Source organism: Sphingomonas sp. (assembly GCF_019749955.1).
GTDB lineage: Bacteria > Pseudomonadota > Alphaproteobacteria > Sphingomonadales > Sphingomonadaceae > Sphingomonas.
Window position 1 is genome coordinate 1 of sequence record NZ_JAIEPC010000007.1, and the last position, 15,809, is coordinate 15,809.

15 protein-coding genes are annotated in these 15,809 nt (G+C 68.5%); 5 read left to right on the forward strand and 10 right to left on the reverse strand.

What is annotated here, in order from left to right:
• Positions 1 to 826: 826 nt before the first annotated feature.
• Positions 827 to 979, reverse strand: coding sequence for a hypothetical protein (locus K2W81_RS00845; protein WP_294100491.1), 153 nt, complete (start codon positions 977 to 979; stop codon positions 827 to 829).
• A gap of 256 nt (positions 980 to 1,235) precedes the next feature.
• Between K2W81_RS00845 and K2W81_RS00850 the strand changes: the two genes are divergently transcribed.
• From K2W81_RS00850 to K2W81_RS00865, 4 genes are all read left to right on the forward strand, one after another.
• Positions 1,236 to 1,586, forward strand: coding sequence for a hypothetical protein (locus K2W81_RS00850; RefSeq protein WP_294100492.1), 351 nt, complete (start codon positions 1,236 to 1,238; stop codon positions 1,584 to 1,586).
• 94 nt (positions 1,587 to 1,680) lie between these two features.
• Positions 1,681 to 2,034, forward strand: a complete 354-nt coding sequence (locus tag K2W81_RS00855; protein ID WP_294100495.1) for a hypothetical protein — start codon at positions 1,681 to 1,683, stop codon at positions 2,032 to 2,034.
• 77 nt (positions 2,035 to 2,111) lie between these two features.
• Complete coding sequence (locus K2W81_RS00860) at positions 2,112 to 2,720, forward strand: hypothetical protein (RefSeq protein WP_294100497.1); 609 nt, start codon at positions 2,112 to 2,114, stop codon at positions 2,718 to 2,720.
• A complete protein-coding gene (locus K2W81_RS00865) occupies positions 2,717 to 3,166 on the forward strand; it encodes a hypothetical protein (RefSeq protein ID WP_294100499.1) in 450 nt (149 codons plus the stop codon). The genes K2W81_RS00860 and K2W81_RS00865 overlap by 4 nt, the downstream gene beginning before the upstream one ends.
• Here K2W81_RS00865 and K2W81_RS00870 read toward each other — a convergent pair.
• From K2W81_RS00870 to K2W81_RS00885, 4 genes are all read right to left on the reverse strand, one after another.
• Positions 3,075 to 3,863, reverse strand: a complete 789-nt coding sequence (locus tag K2W81_RS00870; protein ID WP_294100500.1) for a hypothetical protein — start codon at positions 3,861 to 3,863, stop codon at positions 3,075 to 3,077. The two genes, K2W81_RS00865 and K2W81_RS00870, sit on opposite strands and share 92 nt — an antisense overlap.
• A 10-nt stretch (positions 3,864 to 3,873) precedes the next feature.
• Positions 3,874 to 6,420 (reverse strand): hypothetical protein, encoded by a 2,547-nt coding sequence (locus K2W81_RS00875; RefSeq protein WP_294100502.1) that lies wholly within the window; start codon positions 6,418 to 6,420, stop codon positions 3,874 to 3,876.
• Positions 6,417 to 7,742: a hypothetical protein gene (locus K2W81_RS00880; protein WP_294100504.1), complete on the reverse strand. Its 1,326-nt coding sequence runs from the start codon at positions 7,740 to 7,742 to the stop codon at positions 6,417 to 6,419. The genes K2W81_RS00875 and K2W81_RS00880 overlap by 4 nt, the downstream gene beginning before the upstream one ends.
• 807 nt (positions 7,743 to 8,549) lie before the next feature.
• On the reverse strand, positions 8,550 to 9,284 hold the full coding sequence (locus K2W81_RS00885; RefSeq protein ID WP_294100507.1) for a hypothetical protein: 735 nt from the start codon (positions 9,282 to 9,284) through the stop codon (positions 8,550 to 8,552).
• A gap of 124 nt (positions 9,285 to 9,408) precedes the next feature.
• Between K2W81_RS00885 and K2W81_RS00890 the strand changes: the two genes are divergently transcribed.
• Positions 9,409 to 10,128 (forward strand): hypothetical protein, encoded by a 720-nt coding sequence (locus K2W81_RS00890; protein WP_294100509.1) that lies wholly within the window; start codon positions 9,409 to 9,411, stop codon positions 10,126 to 10,128.
• On the opposite strand, the gene K2W81_RS00895 is transcribed toward K2W81_RS00890, so the two are convergent.
• The 5 genes from K2W81_RS00895 to dndC form a co-directional block, all read right to left on the reverse strand.
• Positions 10,125 to 10,721 (reverse strand): hypothetical protein, encoded by a 597-nt coding sequence (locus K2W81_RS00895; RefSeq protein WP_294100512.1) that lies wholly within the window; start codon positions 10,719 to 10,721, stop codon positions 10,125 to 10,127. The genes K2W81_RS00890 and K2W81_RS00895 overlap by 4 nt on opposite strands.
• Before the next feature lie 92 nt (positions 10,722 to 10,813).
• A complete protein-coding gene (locus K2W81_RS00900; protein WP_294100515.1) occupies positions 10,814 to 11,980 on the reverse strand; it encodes a cysteine desulfurase family protein in 1,167 nt (388 codons plus the stop codon).
• On the reverse strand, positions 11,977 to 12,351 hold the full coding sequence (gene dndE, locus K2W81_RS00905) for a DNA sulfur modification protein DndE (RefSeq protein ID WP_294100517.1): 375 nt from the start codon (positions 12,349 to 12,351) through the stop codon (positions 11,977 to 11,979). Before dndE ends, K2W81_RS00900 begins: the two co-directional genes overlap by 4 nt.
• Positions 12,332 to 14,341, reverse strand: coding sequence for a DNA sulfur modification protein DndD (dndD, locus tag K2W81_RS00910; protein WP_294100519.1), 2,010 nt, complete (start codon positions 14,339 to 14,341; stop codon positions 12,332 to 12,334). Before dndD ends, dndE begins: the two co-directional genes overlap by 20 nt.
• Complete coding sequence (gene dndC / locus K2W81_RS00915; protein WP_294100521.1) at positions 14,338 to 15,807, reverse strand: DNA phosphorothioation system sulfurtransferase DndC; 1,470 nt, start codon at positions 15,805 to 15,807, stop codon at positions 14,338 to 14,340. The genes dndD and dndC overlap by 4 nt, the downstream gene beginning before the upstream one ends.
• Positions 15,808 to 15,809: the final 2 nt, after the last annotated feature.

Sequence of the window (15,809 nt, forward strand, 5' to 3'; positions counted from 1 at the left end):
CTGATCAACGATCATATTGACCATTGCCTCGTCCACGCCGAGGAAGGCGAAGGCCCGCAGCAGGCGATCGAGCAATTCCGGTCGATCTCGAAATATTGGTAGCGATGAAGGCCGGCATTGAATCCCTCAATGCTCGAAAGCTGGCTGTCGGCTATTCGCGTGGCGGGTTTGATTGAAGTGGCTTGGACGAGCTATCGGCCTCCTAAAGTTCGCGATTCCACCTGATCGTCTGAATGTGACGTCGCGCAAATTGCGTCGGATTAACGGACGTCCGCGTCTGAGAAGCGCAGATCAGTCCGTGAGCGACCGGCATTGGGTCTATGCGGCCAGCTGGACGAAAGTTTGCTTCTGCACCCTGGCGGTTTGAATCGGCAGATAACAACCGGCTGAGTTCCGGCCGCCTTAGGGCTGGCGTGGTCAGCGGCGTCGGCCAGGCCGTCCGACGGCTACAGGGGAGCGCGTGCAGCCGTTCCAGCAGCTGGAGCAGGTCGCCGCATCGCAGTTTCAAAGTCATCCTCCCCGTGTCAAGATAGGGCGCGCGCGGCTGGTCGCCAAGTCAACGTTTTGAGCATCGTTGGACGAATGGGGTCTTCGGCCCGAGTAGAGACCACCTCCAAATCGCTGATGTTGCACGGGTTAAGTGCGACCCCATGCGGTGCTGGAGTTCCCCGAATACTAGCTGGGCGGAACCAGCAAGATTCCGTGTTGCGGGCTCATGTCGTCGACCGCGACGGGAAGTGCTCGCGAGTAGGCGCTGAGGCGACCGGACGTTCTCCCCTTCCTGTTGAGCAGTCCCCGGCGCTGGACAGATAGGACGGGGACGCATTCATTCCGCTGGCTCCTCGTCGCAATGGGTTGCCGCGGCGTCGACGAAAAGTGCGGCGAGCTCCGTCCCCAGCGCGGTCGCGATCCTGACCGCGGTCGTCACCCAGATGTTCTGCCTGCCGCGCTCGACCCTGCCCAGATAGGCCCGGTTCATGCCGGCGGCGCGCGAACGCCTCCTGCGGATCGCCGGTTGCCTCGCGCAGGGACCTGACCTTGACCCCGACGACCCTGAGTAGCTCGTCCGACATGCAGCGAAGCTAGCATCGCTCGCCGCTCATCCCAAGCCGGCGCAACCTGCTCGGCGCTCACGCCCCTATGGGCGTGATAGGTCTCCGGCCTTTGGGTCCCACCACGGCCGGTTGGCGTTCGGGGATACTCTGCCCGGGGTCCGCCAAAGATGGAGCGATCCGATGCCGGCCACCCAAATCACCTTCACCAGCTTCGATTCGCTTGAGGACGCGTTCATGGAGGTCGCGACGTCCTGGGGCCTGTCGCCGTCGGAACGCGAGGCGATCCAGGGGACGTCGTTCCCGAGCGGCTCGGGCCGCCGCCGCCGCTCGCGCTTCGTAGGTGACCGCATGGTCCTGGTCATTGAGATCGACTGGCTGCTCGGCGCCCGGATGGAGGAGCGCGAGATCCGCATCTGGCTCCGGCGCCAGGTCGCAGGCGTGTTCGGCTCCTCCCCGATCGAGGACATGTTCGGCTCGACCGACAAGCTGCGCCGCATCCGCGCGCTGCTGGCGCTCGAGGTGTCGCAGTGAGCGCGCGCGGGACGCCGATGCCCGGGCCACCGACGGGCGGCGGGCCACGACCCGCCGCCCGCGCAAGGGGACCACCATAATCAGGGAGGGCCAAGTGGTCAACGAGAACGCTATCGAGATGCGCGCGATGATGTCGCGCTGGGAGGAGCTGCGCGACCGTTGGGCGCTGCGGCCGCACGAGGAGGCCGGGCTGCTCGGCGGGGCCGCGCTGCGCGGTCCGGTCGGCGAGGTCGCCAGCTGGCGCGCGCCTCGCATGGAGCAGCGAATGCGCCTGCTGATCGACTTGGGCGTCGCGCTCGACCTGCTGCTGATCGACGGCGACAGGATCAACTACTGGCTGCGGCGCGAGCGGGACTCGATGGGCGGCCGCTCGCCCATCGAGGTGATGTCGTCCTCCGTCGAGTGGATACGGCAGCTGCGCGGCGTCGCGCAGGACTTCGTCCCGTGAGGCACGCCCTCGGTCCGCGCGCCGCGCGTCGCCGTGCGGACGTCGACCCGGCAGTCGCGGCGTCGGTCGTTGCGATCGTGGACACCGCGGCCCGAGCCGCCGCCCGCTTCGAGCTGGCCAGCACCGTCCGCCATGCCAGCCCCCTCCTCCTCGATGCGCTCGCGGCGCGGGGCGTGACGCTCGGATCCGTGCTCGAGCGCCTCGATCCGCTGTCCGTGCGCACGCCTTCGTTGAGGACGGTCGACCCAGCGAGGATGATCCTGCGCTACTACCGGCATTCCGCCCGGTCCGCGGCCTGGCATGCCTCGGAGCCGTCCGCGCCGCTGACCCTGGCGCCCCGGGAGTCGCTCCATCTCGTGCGCGCCGGGCCGCGTCTCGGACTGCGCGGCTGGGCGGGTCGGCTCCGCATGGCGTCGATCGGCGCCACCGCCTGGCTCGGCATCGACGACCGGCTGCCCGAGACGCTGGCGCTGGCGCTCCCGGGGCGGCACGTCGATGCGCTGATGGACCACCCGCTGCTGACCGGTCGCCGCTACGTCGTGCTCGCTGTGGAGCCGGGGGCACTCGGCACCGTCATCCGCATCCGCACCGGCCTGAGGCGCTGCCGGACGCCGTGGACGGCGCGGGAGGCGCTGGACGCGGGTGCGGACGAGCTCGGCTCGCTCCTGCGCGGTATCGCGACGTGACCCACACGCCGGACGCGTCGCCTCGGCCGGGCCGGAACGCGCGGTGGCGGGTCGAGTGGCGCGTGCCCGGGGACGCGCGCGGCGACCGGCTCCACGTGACCTGCCGCGAGGTGCGGGGCGCGGTCGCGGTCCGGGCGTTGGCGCTGGGCGTCGGGACCCGCGCGGTCGCCGGCGAGTTCCGCCTCTCGGCAGCAGGGCTGCAGCCGCTGGTGGTCGATCTCCAGCGGCTGCGCGACTGGGACCCCGCCTCGGCGCTTCCCGCGTCGTGCCCGCGCGCGCTTTGGTCGCTCGAGCTCGCCGAGATCGCCGCCGCGGACGATCTGCGGCATGCGGTTCGCGCGGCGACCACCGCCGCTATTTCGGCGGGCGTGCTTTCGGTTTCGGATGGAGCGGGGTTGGTACGGCTGGCGTGGGCGCTGGCCGGTGAAGGTCGCCGTGTTCCCTGATGATCGGCAGCATCGCCCGGCGCAGCCTCTCTTCTGACTCGGCGAGCTCGGCGGTCAGCCTGTCGATCGTCGCGCGGTCCTTCTTCTTCTCCGCCATGAGCCGATCGATCCGCTTCTGCAGGAGGGTCGTATCGACGTTGGCTCCGGCCTTCTTGGTGCCAGACCTGGACTTCGGGCCGCCTGCCGTGGACTCGGCGTCATCTGCGCCGTCGGAGCCTTTTTCGTCTGGCGGCCCGGCCCTGGGTGCCTCCGGCTCAGGATCGACGCGGTCGGCCGGGTCGATCCAGTCGGGATGCGGCCCGTGGGTGGCGACCCAGGCGCGGCGGATGCCGATCAGGGCATCCTCCACTCGGGCGAGGTCGCGAAGGCGCACGGCGCCGGCCCGGCCCTGGATCGCCTTCAGCGTGGGGAACTCGCCCGCCGTCACGAGCGCCGTCCCGGCCAGCTCCATCCAGATCCGCCGGGCGGGATCGAGGGCGCCGCTGTTGCGGCCGAGTGTCGCGGGCGCGATCTTCCGGTCCTGCCGCTCGACGCGGTCGAGCGTCGGCCAGGAGCCGCTTCGCGCGACGACGTCGCCCGCGGCCGCGATCCGGGCCCGGGCGATGGCGTTCTCGCTGGGGCCCTGGCCGAGGAACTTCTCGGAAGGCGCCGCCCTGGCGAGCGTCACCGATTTGCGGCGGCTTCTGCGTTTTCCCATGTGCCTCCTCCTAGACCATGAGCGCGTCAACGGGTTCGCCCCGCAAGGCGATCGTCACCGCGGCCAGCTTCTTCCTCTTGCGCACGGCCGAGGCCATGTTCGAGGTGCGCTGATTGGCGATCCGACCCATGTAGTATTGCGAGGTCGAGCGCTTGCGGTGGTTGAGGAGCGCCTGGACCGATTCCTCTGGCATCCCCGCCTCGCGGGCGGCATTCGCGGACGCGTGGCGGATGTCGTGGAAGTTGATGTCGATGACGTTGGCGAAGAGGAACGCGAGGAAGCGGTTCATCTCCGTGCCGTGGATGGCACGCCCGTTGTGCTGGAAGATCCAGGCCTCCGGCTCGGTCCTGCGGTCGCAGAGCTCCCGCGCCGGCGCGATCTCGGGAAGGAACCCGTCCATGTGGCCGTTTAGCCGGGCCACGTATTGCGCGATGTCGGTCGCGTCCTTGAACAGCTCCTGGCTGATCGCGAACTTCACTTCGCGGAGGTCGGGCTCGATCGCGCTGGTCTTCGGGATCGCGAGGAACGTCGGCTCGGCCTTGCCGGTCGACCGGTCGATCGGCAGCGCGTCGGCGTCCTGCCTGATCTGCAGCAGCTCTCCGAGACGGCACATGGTCTCGTCGGCCATCGCGAACCCCAGGTGGACGAAGCGCATCGCGAGCGCGAACTGGTCGAGCGGGACGACGTGCCGCTCCCGCTCGTTTGCCCAGCGCCACAGCACGCCGCGCTTCGCGTCGAAGTTCAGCAGCCCGGTCGCGCTGCCGTTGTAGGCCGGCAGCTTCCAGGTCACCATCTGCTGGTGCCGGCGGCGGCGCTGGCGGACGGTCATGCTCCCTGGAGCGACGAGCGTGCCCATGTTGCTGATCGTGACGAACCACGGGGTGATCGCCGCGCCACGTTCCTTCATCGGAGTGCATCCGCGCCACTCGAAGACGATCTCTGGATGCGCGTCGGGATCGGCGGCGATCTCGCGGAGATGCACGATCAGCTGCTCGTCCTCGGTGGAGCTCAGCCATTTCCTGCGCTCGGCGAGGTCGATCCACAGGTCGCGCTCGCGCCAGGCGCGCCAGTGGCAGATCTGGGAACCCGGCAGCAGTTCGCCCGTGGGCGTCATCACGGTCGTCTCGGCGGAGAAGCCCTCGAACGGCTCTTCGGGTGCGACGCCGTCCCCGGTGCTATCGTCGCCGCCGACGGCGTCGGCGGCGGCCTGCGCGAGCAGTTCCCTCGCCTGCGCCGCGGCCTCCCTCGTTTCGACCTTGAGCAATTTCCGCGCCTTGTCCGCGGTCGGCCCGGTCTTGGTGGCGAGGATGCGTCGCGCCGCACGGGCGGAATGGCCCACGGACCGGCGGTCCAGCAGACGCTTGACGGCTGCGGCCCCCTCGACCTGCGTGACGACGACTTGGTCGAGGCGGCACGCCGCAATGTCGCAGAGCTCCTCGTATCGCGCCGCGGCCTTGTCGCTGGTGAGCTTGCGGTTCTGGCGCCCTATGGCGGGCAGGTCCGCATAGTGCGCGTTCAGCCGCCCGACGAAGTCGAGACGGTAGGGATGTGCCGATGGTACCATCGCGGCGATGCCCCGCAATCCGTCTGGATCGTTCATCCTCGCATAGAGCTGGACCTGCCGCAGGATGATCATCGTGTCGCGGCAGGTCGTGTAGCGCGTGTGCCGGCTCAGCCTGACGCCGCTCGAGAACGCCATGTCGTCGAGCGCCGCCGCGACCTCCGACCCGGAGACCGTCGCCTGCCCAGGGTAGAGCCGTTCCAGGACTTCGTCGATCTGCCGCAGCTTGCGCACACCCACCTGGACGGCGTCCCGGCGCCGGTATGTGGCCGCGGCGACATACGCCCAGAGGAGCGCCGCCTGGCGCAGCGGGCCCATCCCCCAGGCCATGCGTAGCGCCTCGTCCTTCGGTCGGCCGAGGTCGTCGCCGCCGAGCAGGGCCTCGAACGCCGTGCCGGGTGCGCCGCGGAGGCCCGGCGCGGCCCCGAGCACCATCTCGTCGGACAGCCTCACGTCCGAGCCCCAACGTTGGCGCGGCACGCGCTGGACGCCGTCTCGCCAGATCAGCCTGCGCAGCTCGGGCAGCGTGTCCGGATGCAGTGGGGTGAAGGCGCCGAACTCGGAGGGGTGGTGGCCGCCGATCTGGAGGAGCCGCGGCAGCATGCCGTCGACTACCGCAAGCGGCGGCATCTCCCGGCCGGGAATCTTGCAGACACTCCTGGCGCGTTGGTAGCGATCAAAGTCGAGATGGGTGTGGGGATTGCCCATCGCCGCCACCCACTTGTCGTAGAGCGTCCGCCGCGTATCCGCGGGATCGAGCAGGATCCACCTCGTCGTGACGGCCGCGCCGTGCCCAACGACGCCGCCCCTCCTGACGAGGCCCAGCCCGATCAACTTGCGCATCGTCGGGCGCGTGGTGCCGAGCACCTCGCATGCGGCCTCCTGCCTCAGGCGGATCGTCTGGCCGGCGAGCAGCGCGAGATCGACCATGCCGTGGGCCTCCGCGTTGCCGCGGTCGGCCAAGTGCACGCGCGAGGCGGGCGTGAGCATCGTCATTTCTTTTTCCTCCTCGGCAGAGCGTCGTGGGCGGCCTGGGCCTCGGGCATCGAGAGGTATCCCGTGCCGATCGGCGCCGGCGAGGCCGCGCGCTTGGTGGCCCCGCGCTCGCGGCGCTTCCTGACGGCCTCGCGCTGGCGGCGGCGGCCGTCGCGGACGTATTCGAACGCGGCATACTGGCGTGTCTGGTCGGTCGAGAGACCGAACGCGTCCATGATCGCGTCCAGGCCAGCCTTGCGCTCGGCCTTGATCGTGGTCCGCTCGAACAGGTCGCGGATGTCCGAGCTGATCGCCGCGTGGCGATACCATTGCGACGTGGGGGCCCGGCTGGCCGTGTCGGTCCGGATCAGGACCCGGCCGTCGATCGCGTCGCTGAAATGGTAGTAGAAGCCGTCGTAGGTATACTTCGTGCCGAGCTTGCTCGGGAAGAGGGCGTAGGTCGCCAGCTCCGCCTTCGCTTCCTTCGACCCGTCCTCCCACAGCTCGCGTAGATGGTCGAGCATGGAGGAGTTGTGGCGGAAGGGATGCGGGTGCGGCGCCTTGTCGAACCTTTCCTTGATTCGTGCGAGCACCTCGTCGGGGAGGGCCAAAAGCAGGCACAGGTCGTCGCCGCCCCACTTCTTGACCGACCAGAACTCGTCTCCGAAGTCCGCCATGGCCCAGCCGAGCGCATTGCCTTCGGCGGCGCTGGAGTTGCGCGCGCCATTGTCCTGCATCACCATGGCTATGTCGAGGATGGTCGTGGGCACCTTGGCATCGATCAGCGCCTGCGTCATCTGCGGGGCGCAGGCCGACGGGTCCTCGATCGCCGGAGGACTGCTCTTGACGCCCTTGACGTGGAAGCGTCCGCCGGCGTGCTTGAGGCCGTGCTCGGGCTTCATCTGGTGCGCGAGCGCCCATTGCAGCTTCTCGGGCGCCGTCGCCTTGTGCCAACCGTTGACCTCCATCGGGTTGGCGGGGTCGGTGCGAATGCCGTCGCACAGTTTTACGTAGAGCTGCCTGATGGTCGAGACCGCCGTGCGCAGGTAACGCATCGCCGTCGGGTGGCTGACGTCGAAGCCGCCGTCGAGCCTGTTCTCGCCGGGGTCGACCACGCAGCCGATGCTCCGGAGGAAGGCCACGCAGCGCGCGACCGCCTCCTCGAAGGTCTCGGTCAGGAACGCGCGCGGACCTTCGCCCTCGCGGAACCTGAAGGCCAGGAAGCGACGGAGCCAGCGGACGTATTTCCTCGGTGCCTTCTTCTTACCGAGCACATGCCGGAAGGCGCCGCTGAGCACGAGGTCGACCCCGGTGGCCCCAAGGATCCAGCCGTCGTCGGTCATCAGCAGGCTGTCCTCGAAGTTGGCGGCGCCCGGGGCGGTGTGTAGCGGCAATGCCGCGATAGCCGCGCTCGTCCTGTTCCCAGCCATATTTTTCACCTCACAGTTGATTAATATCGATCTTTTTATTTACTACTGTTTTTACGACGTGCAAGATACTATCATACAGGACGTGCAAAAATGCACCTGCAATTTCCTTTAGCCATGATGCGTCTGATAGGATCAGACGATATTGGACGGCGTTCCGAGCTGCGGTCAGGCTTGTCATCCGCCATCACCGTTCGGTTACTGTCCAACATTCGCCACTGGTTGGCACGCCGCATCACACCGATGTCGCGCCGGTGGAGGAGACTATCTTAATGTCGCGACATGCAGAGGATCGCAGTGAGTTTGACGGTGTCGTGCCAGCCTTCAGAAGGCTGCGTTACGTCCGAGGCAAATCGCAAAAGGACGTAACGCACGCGGCATGCATTGGCATCCACCGCTTCCGCAAGCTGGAGAGTAAGGTGGAGCCGCAAGAAGATCTACGACGGCCTCCGCCGCGTGTTCAAAGGGTTTTGGGACCGCAGCGGACTCAAACGATCGAGCGCCGATGTGGAGTCGGACGTCGACGACTGGTGCCGAGTGATTGAAACGACCTTGGAACTGCGCAACCCGCTTGTGCACGGGGAAGAGCTAGTTTCGCAGCGCTTGGGCGATCTCGTAGTGGCACAGCCCCGCCTCGGATTCGGGTATGTCGCCGGCGAAGTCCTCGAACTCAACCTCTGGGACATCATGATTGTCGAGCGGTTCAGACGGCAGGGTCGGCACTCACGAGACGATGGCCAGGTCCGCCTCGACCGCCGCGGCAAGTCGCGGGTGCCACCGGAACTGGTCGAGGTGCGGCGCCCGCACGGCGGGCGTGGCCAGGTATTCGGCAAGCGCCGTCCATCCCGCCACCAGCGGTGCCTCGTCGCCGCGCTCGATGGCGAGTTCGTATAGCGTCAGCAGGAAGGTCGCGACGCAGTCGACCTGCGACTTGCGAACCGGTCCTTCCGGACCGCCGCGCCGGTCGACGAGCCGGTGGTCGGTCGGGATGCCATAACCCGCGCAGGCGTCGCGCAGGGGCGGCAGGGCGTCCCGGCGGCCGCGCTTGTGCGCGCGGAGCAGGTCGCGGTGGTCGACTATGTCGATCCGGCCAAGCCCGTCCAGCCCGAACATCCAGTTCGCCGCCGCCCGGCGGCGGAGCACGGCGACGTCGTGCGAGATGCCGTTGTAGGTCACGAGTGTGCCCTGCGCCTCGGCGAGCGCAGCGATGGACAGGTCGATGTCCATAAGCAGCTCGAATTCGTCGGCGTCGAACGCCGACCGCAGCGAGAAGCCGGACCAGCGGCCATCCGGCTCCTCGGTGGCGGACAGGCTCGAATATGCGGAGATGCGGTGCAGCGCGGGCCGCGAGACCTCCCGCCCGCGCGGCGCGATACCGACCGCCTTCGGATCGGGCAGCGTCTCGAGGTCGAGCACGAGCAGAGGCCCGACGGGGCCGATAGGCAAGTTGCTGGTCATCGGCTTCGCCTCCAAGCCCGTAAGGGGCGTGACGGGCGGATCGGTTTCCGCTGGACCCGGTGGGGACGATCGGCGATCCTCCAGCGACGCCCGGACCATCCGGGTCCAGGTGGGGACCACGCACGTGTTCGGGATCGGTTTTGGCGAGTTGGATGCGGTGGTGCGGATCCTGCACGGCATTGCGCCGGACAACGCCGCGCTGGTGCCACGCTTCAAGTATATGCAGCGGATGGGGTTTCCGGAGGGGGTCAACCTCGGCCGCGGGGTGCGGTCGGCATATGGTCTGGAGGAGGTGCTGAAGGTCCTTCTAGCCTTCGAGCTCCTTGAGACGGGCGCCGCGCCGAGCCGCGTGGTGCGCATGGTGCGGACTGGCTGGCCGGCGCTGATTCCGGCACTCGCGGTGGGCTGGCTGGCGACCCACGAGCGCGGTGCCCGTCCGCGCCGGCTGATGGTCTGCGCGAGACCCGGTGCTTTCCGCGAGCTGGGGGATGGCGACGACCCGTATGCGCCGGTGGCCGAGCCGCTCCGCGCGGTGCCGATGGATCGACTTGTGCAGTGGCTTGAGGCTTTCGACGAGGCGATGCCGACGACCGCGGCCGAGGTGGTCGGCGGCGATCCGCCGAGGCGTCTGGTGATCGATCCGATGCGGCTCGCCGGAGCGTTGCGCGCGGCGCTGCCCGCGATCTCGGCACTAAGGGCGGCCGACGTTGACGCGGCCTACGAGGCTCTGGGCGAGAAGGCCTTCGCCGGCGCACCGATCGCCGCCTGGACGGACGCGGCCCGATGGATGCTGCAGGAGGCGGAAGAAGCGCCGGAGGACGTGCCGGTCGGCGAGCCGCTCTAGCGGGCGAGCAGTCCCCGGAGCGTCGCCGCCCTGATCTCGCCTTCCCTGAACGCGGTGTCGGGAACCGCGACGCGGGCGCGGCAGAAGGCGAGCAGGATCGCGTGGGCCGCACGCGGCGAGCCTGCGACTGCGAGCAGCATCCTGAAGGAATGGTTCTGCATGAAGTCGAGATGGCGGAGGGCCTGGTCTTCCACGCCCCGGTTCTCGAGCCACCTCATAAGAGCGTATACGAAGGGTGCGCCGGGGACGACCTCCTCCTGCAGCGGGCGGTTGGCGTCGTTGTGGAAGTTCGCGACGATGGCGAGGGTGGCCGCGATCTTCCGTCGGCGCAGCGGCGAAGCGTCGTCGGCGCCCGCACGGCGTGACGGGGGGAGAGCCTCAAGCAGCCAGAGCGCCGCGCGCCATTGGTCGGCGGTGGATTCCGGCGCGGTGGATGGCGGTCGCATGGCGCAGGCTAGCCCGGTTGTGCGTTCCCCGCCAGCGGACGATGACATCAGCGCCGACGCGTTCGAACGGCGTTTGACACCAGCGGGCGACATCGACTTCTCGGCTATCGAGTTCCACAACGCGTCTGGCGCGGGCCGCTCCGACATCAGGCGAGCACTCGAGGCGGCGTTGGAACCGCCACCGCTTGGTCGCCCGAAACATTAGGATCGAGCCTCGCAGATCGCGTCGACCAAACTGGTCAGGCGGCGATCCGCCGCAGCTCACCCACCGTGTCGATCAGCGCCACGGTAAATATCTGCATGTCGGCCGCAGTCGTGAACCGGCCCGGCGACACGCGGAACGCCTGCCGCGCCCGGGCCGTGTCGCCGAACATCGCGAGCAGCACGTGGCTCGTCTCGACCTTGTCGGTCGCGCAAGCGCTGGACGCGGAAAAGCTGGCGACGTCCCGGAGACGATGCATCAGCGCCAGAGGCTCCACGCCGGCGATCGACAGCGAGAAGTTGCCGGGTATGCGCTCGGTCGGGTGGCCGTTCAGCTGCACGCCGTCGACGGAGGCCATGACGCGTTCCCCGAAGGCTCGACACATCGCCGTCAGGCGCTCGCCCTCCGGCCGCCCTTCCTTCGCGCAGATCGCCAGCGCCTCGGCCATGCCGACGATGAGCGGCACGTTGAGTGTGCCGGAGCGCAAACCCCGTTCCTGCCCGCCGCCGAAACCGACGGCTGAAAGGCGCGCGCGGGGACTGCGCGACCGCGCGTAGAGCGCACCGACGCCCTTTGGACCGTAGGCTTTGTGGCCGGACACGCTGGCGAGATGGACGTTGCTCGCCGCGACGTCGACGGACCCGTGCGCCATCAGCTGGGCGAGGTCAGCGTGGAACAGCGCGCCGCGCGCCTCGCACAGCGCGCCGATCGCGGCGATCGGCTGGATGGTGCCGACCTCGTTGTTCGCGCCCATCACCGAGACGAGGAGCGTGTCGTCGCGCAGGGCGTCGGCGACCTGTCCCGGATCTACTTGACCGAACTCGTCGACGGGGAGCAACGTCAGCTCGTATCCCTGCCGCGCAAGCTCGCGCATCGGCTCCAGCACCGCTGGATGCTCGATGGCGGTGGTGACGACGTGCCGGCGGTCTGGCTGGGCGCGTGCGGAGCCGAGGATGGCGATGTTGTTCGCTTCGGTGCAGCTGCCGGTGAAGACGATCTCGTTGTCGCGGGCTCCAAGCGCCCGTGCGACCTTCGAGCGTGCCTCGGCGACGGCGGTCTGGGCGGCGTGGCCGTGCGTATGCTCGACGCTCGACGGGTTGCCGAAGACGCCAGTAAAGTATGGAATCATCGCCTCGACCACGCGGGGGTCGGCCGGCGTGGTGGCGTTGTGGTCCAGGTAGATCGGAGACGTGCCGCCGCTCATGCGGCCGCCGCCAGCCGCGCTATGTCGGCGGGCGACTTCGCGCGGACCGATAGCAGGCCGACGCCACGATGGATGTGCGCGGCGAAGCGCAGGACGATCTCCTCGTTGGACAGCGGCTCGCCACGACCCTCGTCCTCCTCGACGAAGCGCACCATCGCGCCGAGGATGCCGGTGATCTCGCCGGTAAGAGTGTAGGAATTGAACTCCTTGCCCCGGTCGTCCGGCGCGCGGATGCTCTCGACGGGCCCTTCCTCGAGCGACATCATCGCGGCGATGCGGCATAGCAGGTTCGGTGTGAGCCCGGTGCGCTGCTGCAGCGAGCGCAGGCGGCTGGTGGCATCGAGCGACGCGTTAAGCTTGGTGTAGCGCACGGTCGTCCTCCTTTCCGTCGTCGAAGTATCCCGGCACGACCGATGTCGATCGCGTCTTGGGGTCGTAGTCGAGGCGGTATGCGTGACTCACGCTTCCGCCCAGCTTGCCGAGCAGCGCCTCGTCGATCTCGGTGTCGGTCGACAGAACGATCACCTGGTGGCTCGCCTCGGGGAAGTAGCGCTCTACGAGCGCGGTGCGGTGGTCGAGGTCGAGGCGAGCGAGCGGCGTGTCGATGATCATCGGCAGCGGTCGGCCGCTGGTGCGCGCGAGCGCCCACAGCATCGCGATCGCGTAGACCTGCTTCTCACCCGCGGACAGGCTCGACTTGGGGATTTCCCGCCCCGAGTGGTCGATGAGCATCGTCTCGAACGTGGCGCGGTCGATGCGCGCGTCGGCGATGAAGTCGTCCTTGCGGGACAGATGGTTGAACCGCGACACGAACGCCCGCTGCAGCTGGACCAGCTTCTGTTCGAGCAAGCGTTCCTCGTATTGCTCGAGCGCGGTGCCGACGCGCTGCGCGAGCGTCGCCCGACCGTCGGCGGCCTTGGCGTCGTTCTGCGCGCGGGTCAGCTTGTCCAGCGTCCGCTCGGCCGTCAACCGGCGGAAGTCGAGCTGCCTGAACTCCTCGATTCGCGTGCGAAGCCTGGCCTCGGACTCCTCGGCCTGACGCTCCGCGAGCGCGAGCTCCTGGGCCAGGCTGCTCGCCCCGTGGCTGCGCGCCCGCTGCAGGTCGGCCTCGATCGCTGCCAAGCGTTCGGTCTGTGCGTCCAGCTCCGACGCGAGGAACGACGCCTGCGGCGTGACGGTGTCACGGACCTGCCCGACCGCGTCGAGCAGTGCGTGGCGGTCGGCGATCGGCAGCGACTTCAGGATCGACCCGACGGACGAGGGCCTCGTGGCCTCATTCGCGAGGAAGCGCTCGATGTCGCGCCAGTGCTGGGGCTTCCATGCCGCCTCGCGTTCGGGCTCACCAACGGCGCGCCAGGCGAGCAGCCGCTCGCGGAGCGCCTCGGCCTCGCGTGTTGCCGCAGCGTCGGTCGAGGCGCCGATCGCGTGCGCTATGCGCCCTATGAGGCTGGGCGCAACGGCGAGTGGCAGCAGCCCGTTGGCGAGTTCGCGGAGTTCAGCGGCGCGGCGCGACAGCTGCGACCGGGCCTCCTCGCGCGCGGCGTCGAGCTTCTCCCGCTTGTTGGCTGCGTCGCCGCCTTCGGCGAAGAAGCGCCGCTTGGTGTCCTCGACGTTGGCGGCCGCCCTGGCGGCGGCGGCTTCCAGTTCGACGACCTCGTCGCTCATCGCCTCGACGTCTCGCTTCAGCGCCTGGAACTCTCGCTCGGCGGTCTCCAACTTGGCTGCGCCAGCGGAATCGGTGTGTCGCGAATGGCGGGCGAGGTAGAGCGCGAGGTCGACGCGCAGGCGTCCGACCAGCTCGATCCCGAGCAGGCCACGAACGGCCTCCGCAAGGCCTTCGTGCGATCCGTCGTGCGCGATGTCGGCGATCTTCTCGCCATCGAAGAAGAAGAACTGCGATACGCCGGGCGGCACGAGGTCCTGCAGGAACTGCGCCCATTCCTCGGGCGGCACCGAGGTGACGGGAGCGTCGTCCTTGAACAGCGCGAGCTTGTCGACCGTCCTGGTGCTGCCCGTGGGCCAGCTGCGTTCGACGCGGAAGCGCTGGACGACGCCGGCCTCGGCATAGTCGAACTCCAGGCCGACCGACGCGATGGCCGGAATCGTCCCGTCTGCCGCGACGTGCACGCGCGAGGCGAGGTGGCGCTCGTATTCGGTCTGGCCGACGCGGGTGCCGAGCGCACGCTTGCCGTAGAGTGCGAGCCGCACGGCCTCGAGGAGCGTGGTCTTGCCGGCACCGTTCTTGCCGCCGATCAGCACGACGGGACGGTCGTGCTCGACGTCGCGGCCGGGGACGAGGTCAAGCGTCTGTCGACCCGCGTAGAGTCCGAAGTTCTCGAGCGTGATCGTCCGCAGGATCATTGGATGACTCCCGCGTCGTCTTCCTCGGTGACCGGCGCGTCGTTAAGGTCCTGGCCGCTGTCGCCGAGCAGGGTGCGGCGTTCGGCGATGATGTCGTCTATGTCGCGCCACTCGCGCTTGAACGCGCCCTCGATCGCGGTGTGGACGCCGTGTCGGCGCTTCAGACCGTGCGATGCGCGCTCGACATCAAGCAGACGGACTACCAATTCGGTGGGAACGCCGTTCTCGGCGCAGATCGCGTCGAGCAGCTCGCCGTCGTCTGCGGTGAACGCGACCGCGTCCTCCGAGATCCAGTTCAGGTCCTTGCCGAGCACTTCGCGGACGATCCGCGGCACGGTGTCTTCCCAGTCGCCACGCTCGGTCCGCCACAGGCGCCGGATCTCGTGCAGCTCGGGCTCGGTGATGAGCGTCGTGTTCTCACCCTCGGGGGCGCTGGCCTTCACGTCCTTCTGCGTGATGAGCAGCTGTCGCAGCATCTTCTTGCAGTGGGCCATCGTGTAGGGCCCGGGCATCGGTCGGTCGGTCTCGCCGATGAACGTGACGGCGCCCGAGCGCCGGCGCGCCTCGCGGTATTTCAGCTTGTCGTCGGGCACCTGCGTCCTGGCGAGGTCGTCGCGGAACTCGAGCAGCGGCGTCATCCACTCCTCACCGGAATCGATCATCGCCTCCATCGCGCGGTCGCGTTCGACCACGGTGCACACCCAGCAGCCGAAGCGCGAGTTGCCGCACGACGGCGTGGTGTCGTCTACCACCAGCGGGCATTCGCCCGACGCCGCGTTGCGATACATGGCCACCAGGTCGCGGTTGTCGTTGCCCCAGGGCGATTGCTCCTGCAGCAGGTAGGTCCAGACCTCGTCGGTCGAGAAGTCGGCGATCGGCGCGTAGACGAAGGCGTTGAGCAGCGACGAGTGCCGCGAGAGGCGCGACCCCTCGATGCTGTGCAGCGACATGACCTGCGCCCGAGTGGCGGATTCCTGGGAGCGCACGCCAAGCACCATCACGACCTCGCCGAACTCGGCGACTCGGCTCTTGATGAACTCGTTGGCGGGCTCGATCTTCAGACGCTCGGTGCACCAGCGGAACTTGCGCGACGGTGCCGGGTAGCCCCGGCCCAGGAGGTTCACCCAGAAGCTGCGGTCGACGTCGGGCATCACCTTGTGCGGTTGAAAGGGCATGTTCTGCTGCTTGGCCGCGACCGCGATTCGCTCGAGCGACACGTCGATGTAGCGCGACACCACGGGCGTCTCGACGAGGGTGTCGGAACTGATCACGTAGACCGGCTTGCGGCGCTCCTCGGCGGGCAACTCGGCCAGCGCCGTCCAGATCAGCTGCAGCGCGGTGGTCGAGTCCTTGCCGCCGCTGTAGCCGACGACCCACGGTCGCGCGTCGGCCGCGTAGATCTGGCGGATCTCCGCGCGCAGTGTCCCGAGAGTGCTTCCGTCGATCGTCTGCCTGCCATTGCTCATGC

What these genes read in the sequence shown, in the direction of transcription:
- K2W81_RS00845 (WP_294100491.1), bottom strand. Translation starts at nt 979, where the DNA reads ATGAACCGGGCCTATCTGGGCAGGGTCGAGCGCGGCAGGCAGAACATC.
- K2W81_RS00850 (WP_294100492.1), top strand. Translation starts at nt 1,236, where the DNA reads ATGCCGGCCACCCAAATCACCTTCACCAGCTTCGATTCGCTTGAGGAC.
- K2W81_RS00870 (WP_294100500.1), bottom strand. Translation starts at nt 3,863, where the DNA reads ATGGGAAAACGCAGAAGCCGCCGCAAATCGGTGACGCTCGCCAGGGCG.
- K2W81_RS00875 (WP_294100502.1), bottom strand. Translation starts at nt 6,420, where the DNA reads ATGACGATGCTCACGCCCGCCTCGCGCGTGCACTTGGCCGACCGCGGC.
- K2W81_RS00880 (WP_294100504.1), bottom strand. Translation starts at nt 7,742, where the DNA reads ATGACCGACGACGGCTGGATCCTTGGGGCCACCGGGGTCGACCTCGTG.
- K2W81_RS00885 (WP_294100507.1), bottom strand. Translation starts at nt 9,284, where the DNA reads ATGACCAGCAACTTGCCTATCGGCCCCGTCGGGCCTCTGCTCGTGCTC.
- K2W81_RS00895 (WP_294100512.1), bottom strand. Translation starts at nt 10,721, where the DNA reads ATGTCGGAGCGGCCCGCGCCAGACGCGTTGTGGAACTCGATAGCCGAG.
- K2W81_RS00900 (WP_294100515.1), bottom strand. Translation starts at nt 11,980, where the DNA reads ATGAGCGGCGGCACGTCTCCGATCTACCTGGACCACAACGCCACCACG.
- dndD (WP_294100519.1), bottom strand. Translation starts at nt 14,341, where the DNA reads ATGATCCTGCGGACGATCACGCTCGAGAACTTCGGACTCTACGCGGGT.
- dndC (WP_294100521.1), bottom strand. Translation starts at nt 15,807, where the DNA reads ATGAGCAATGGCAGGCAGACGATCGACGGAAGCACTCTCGGGACACTG.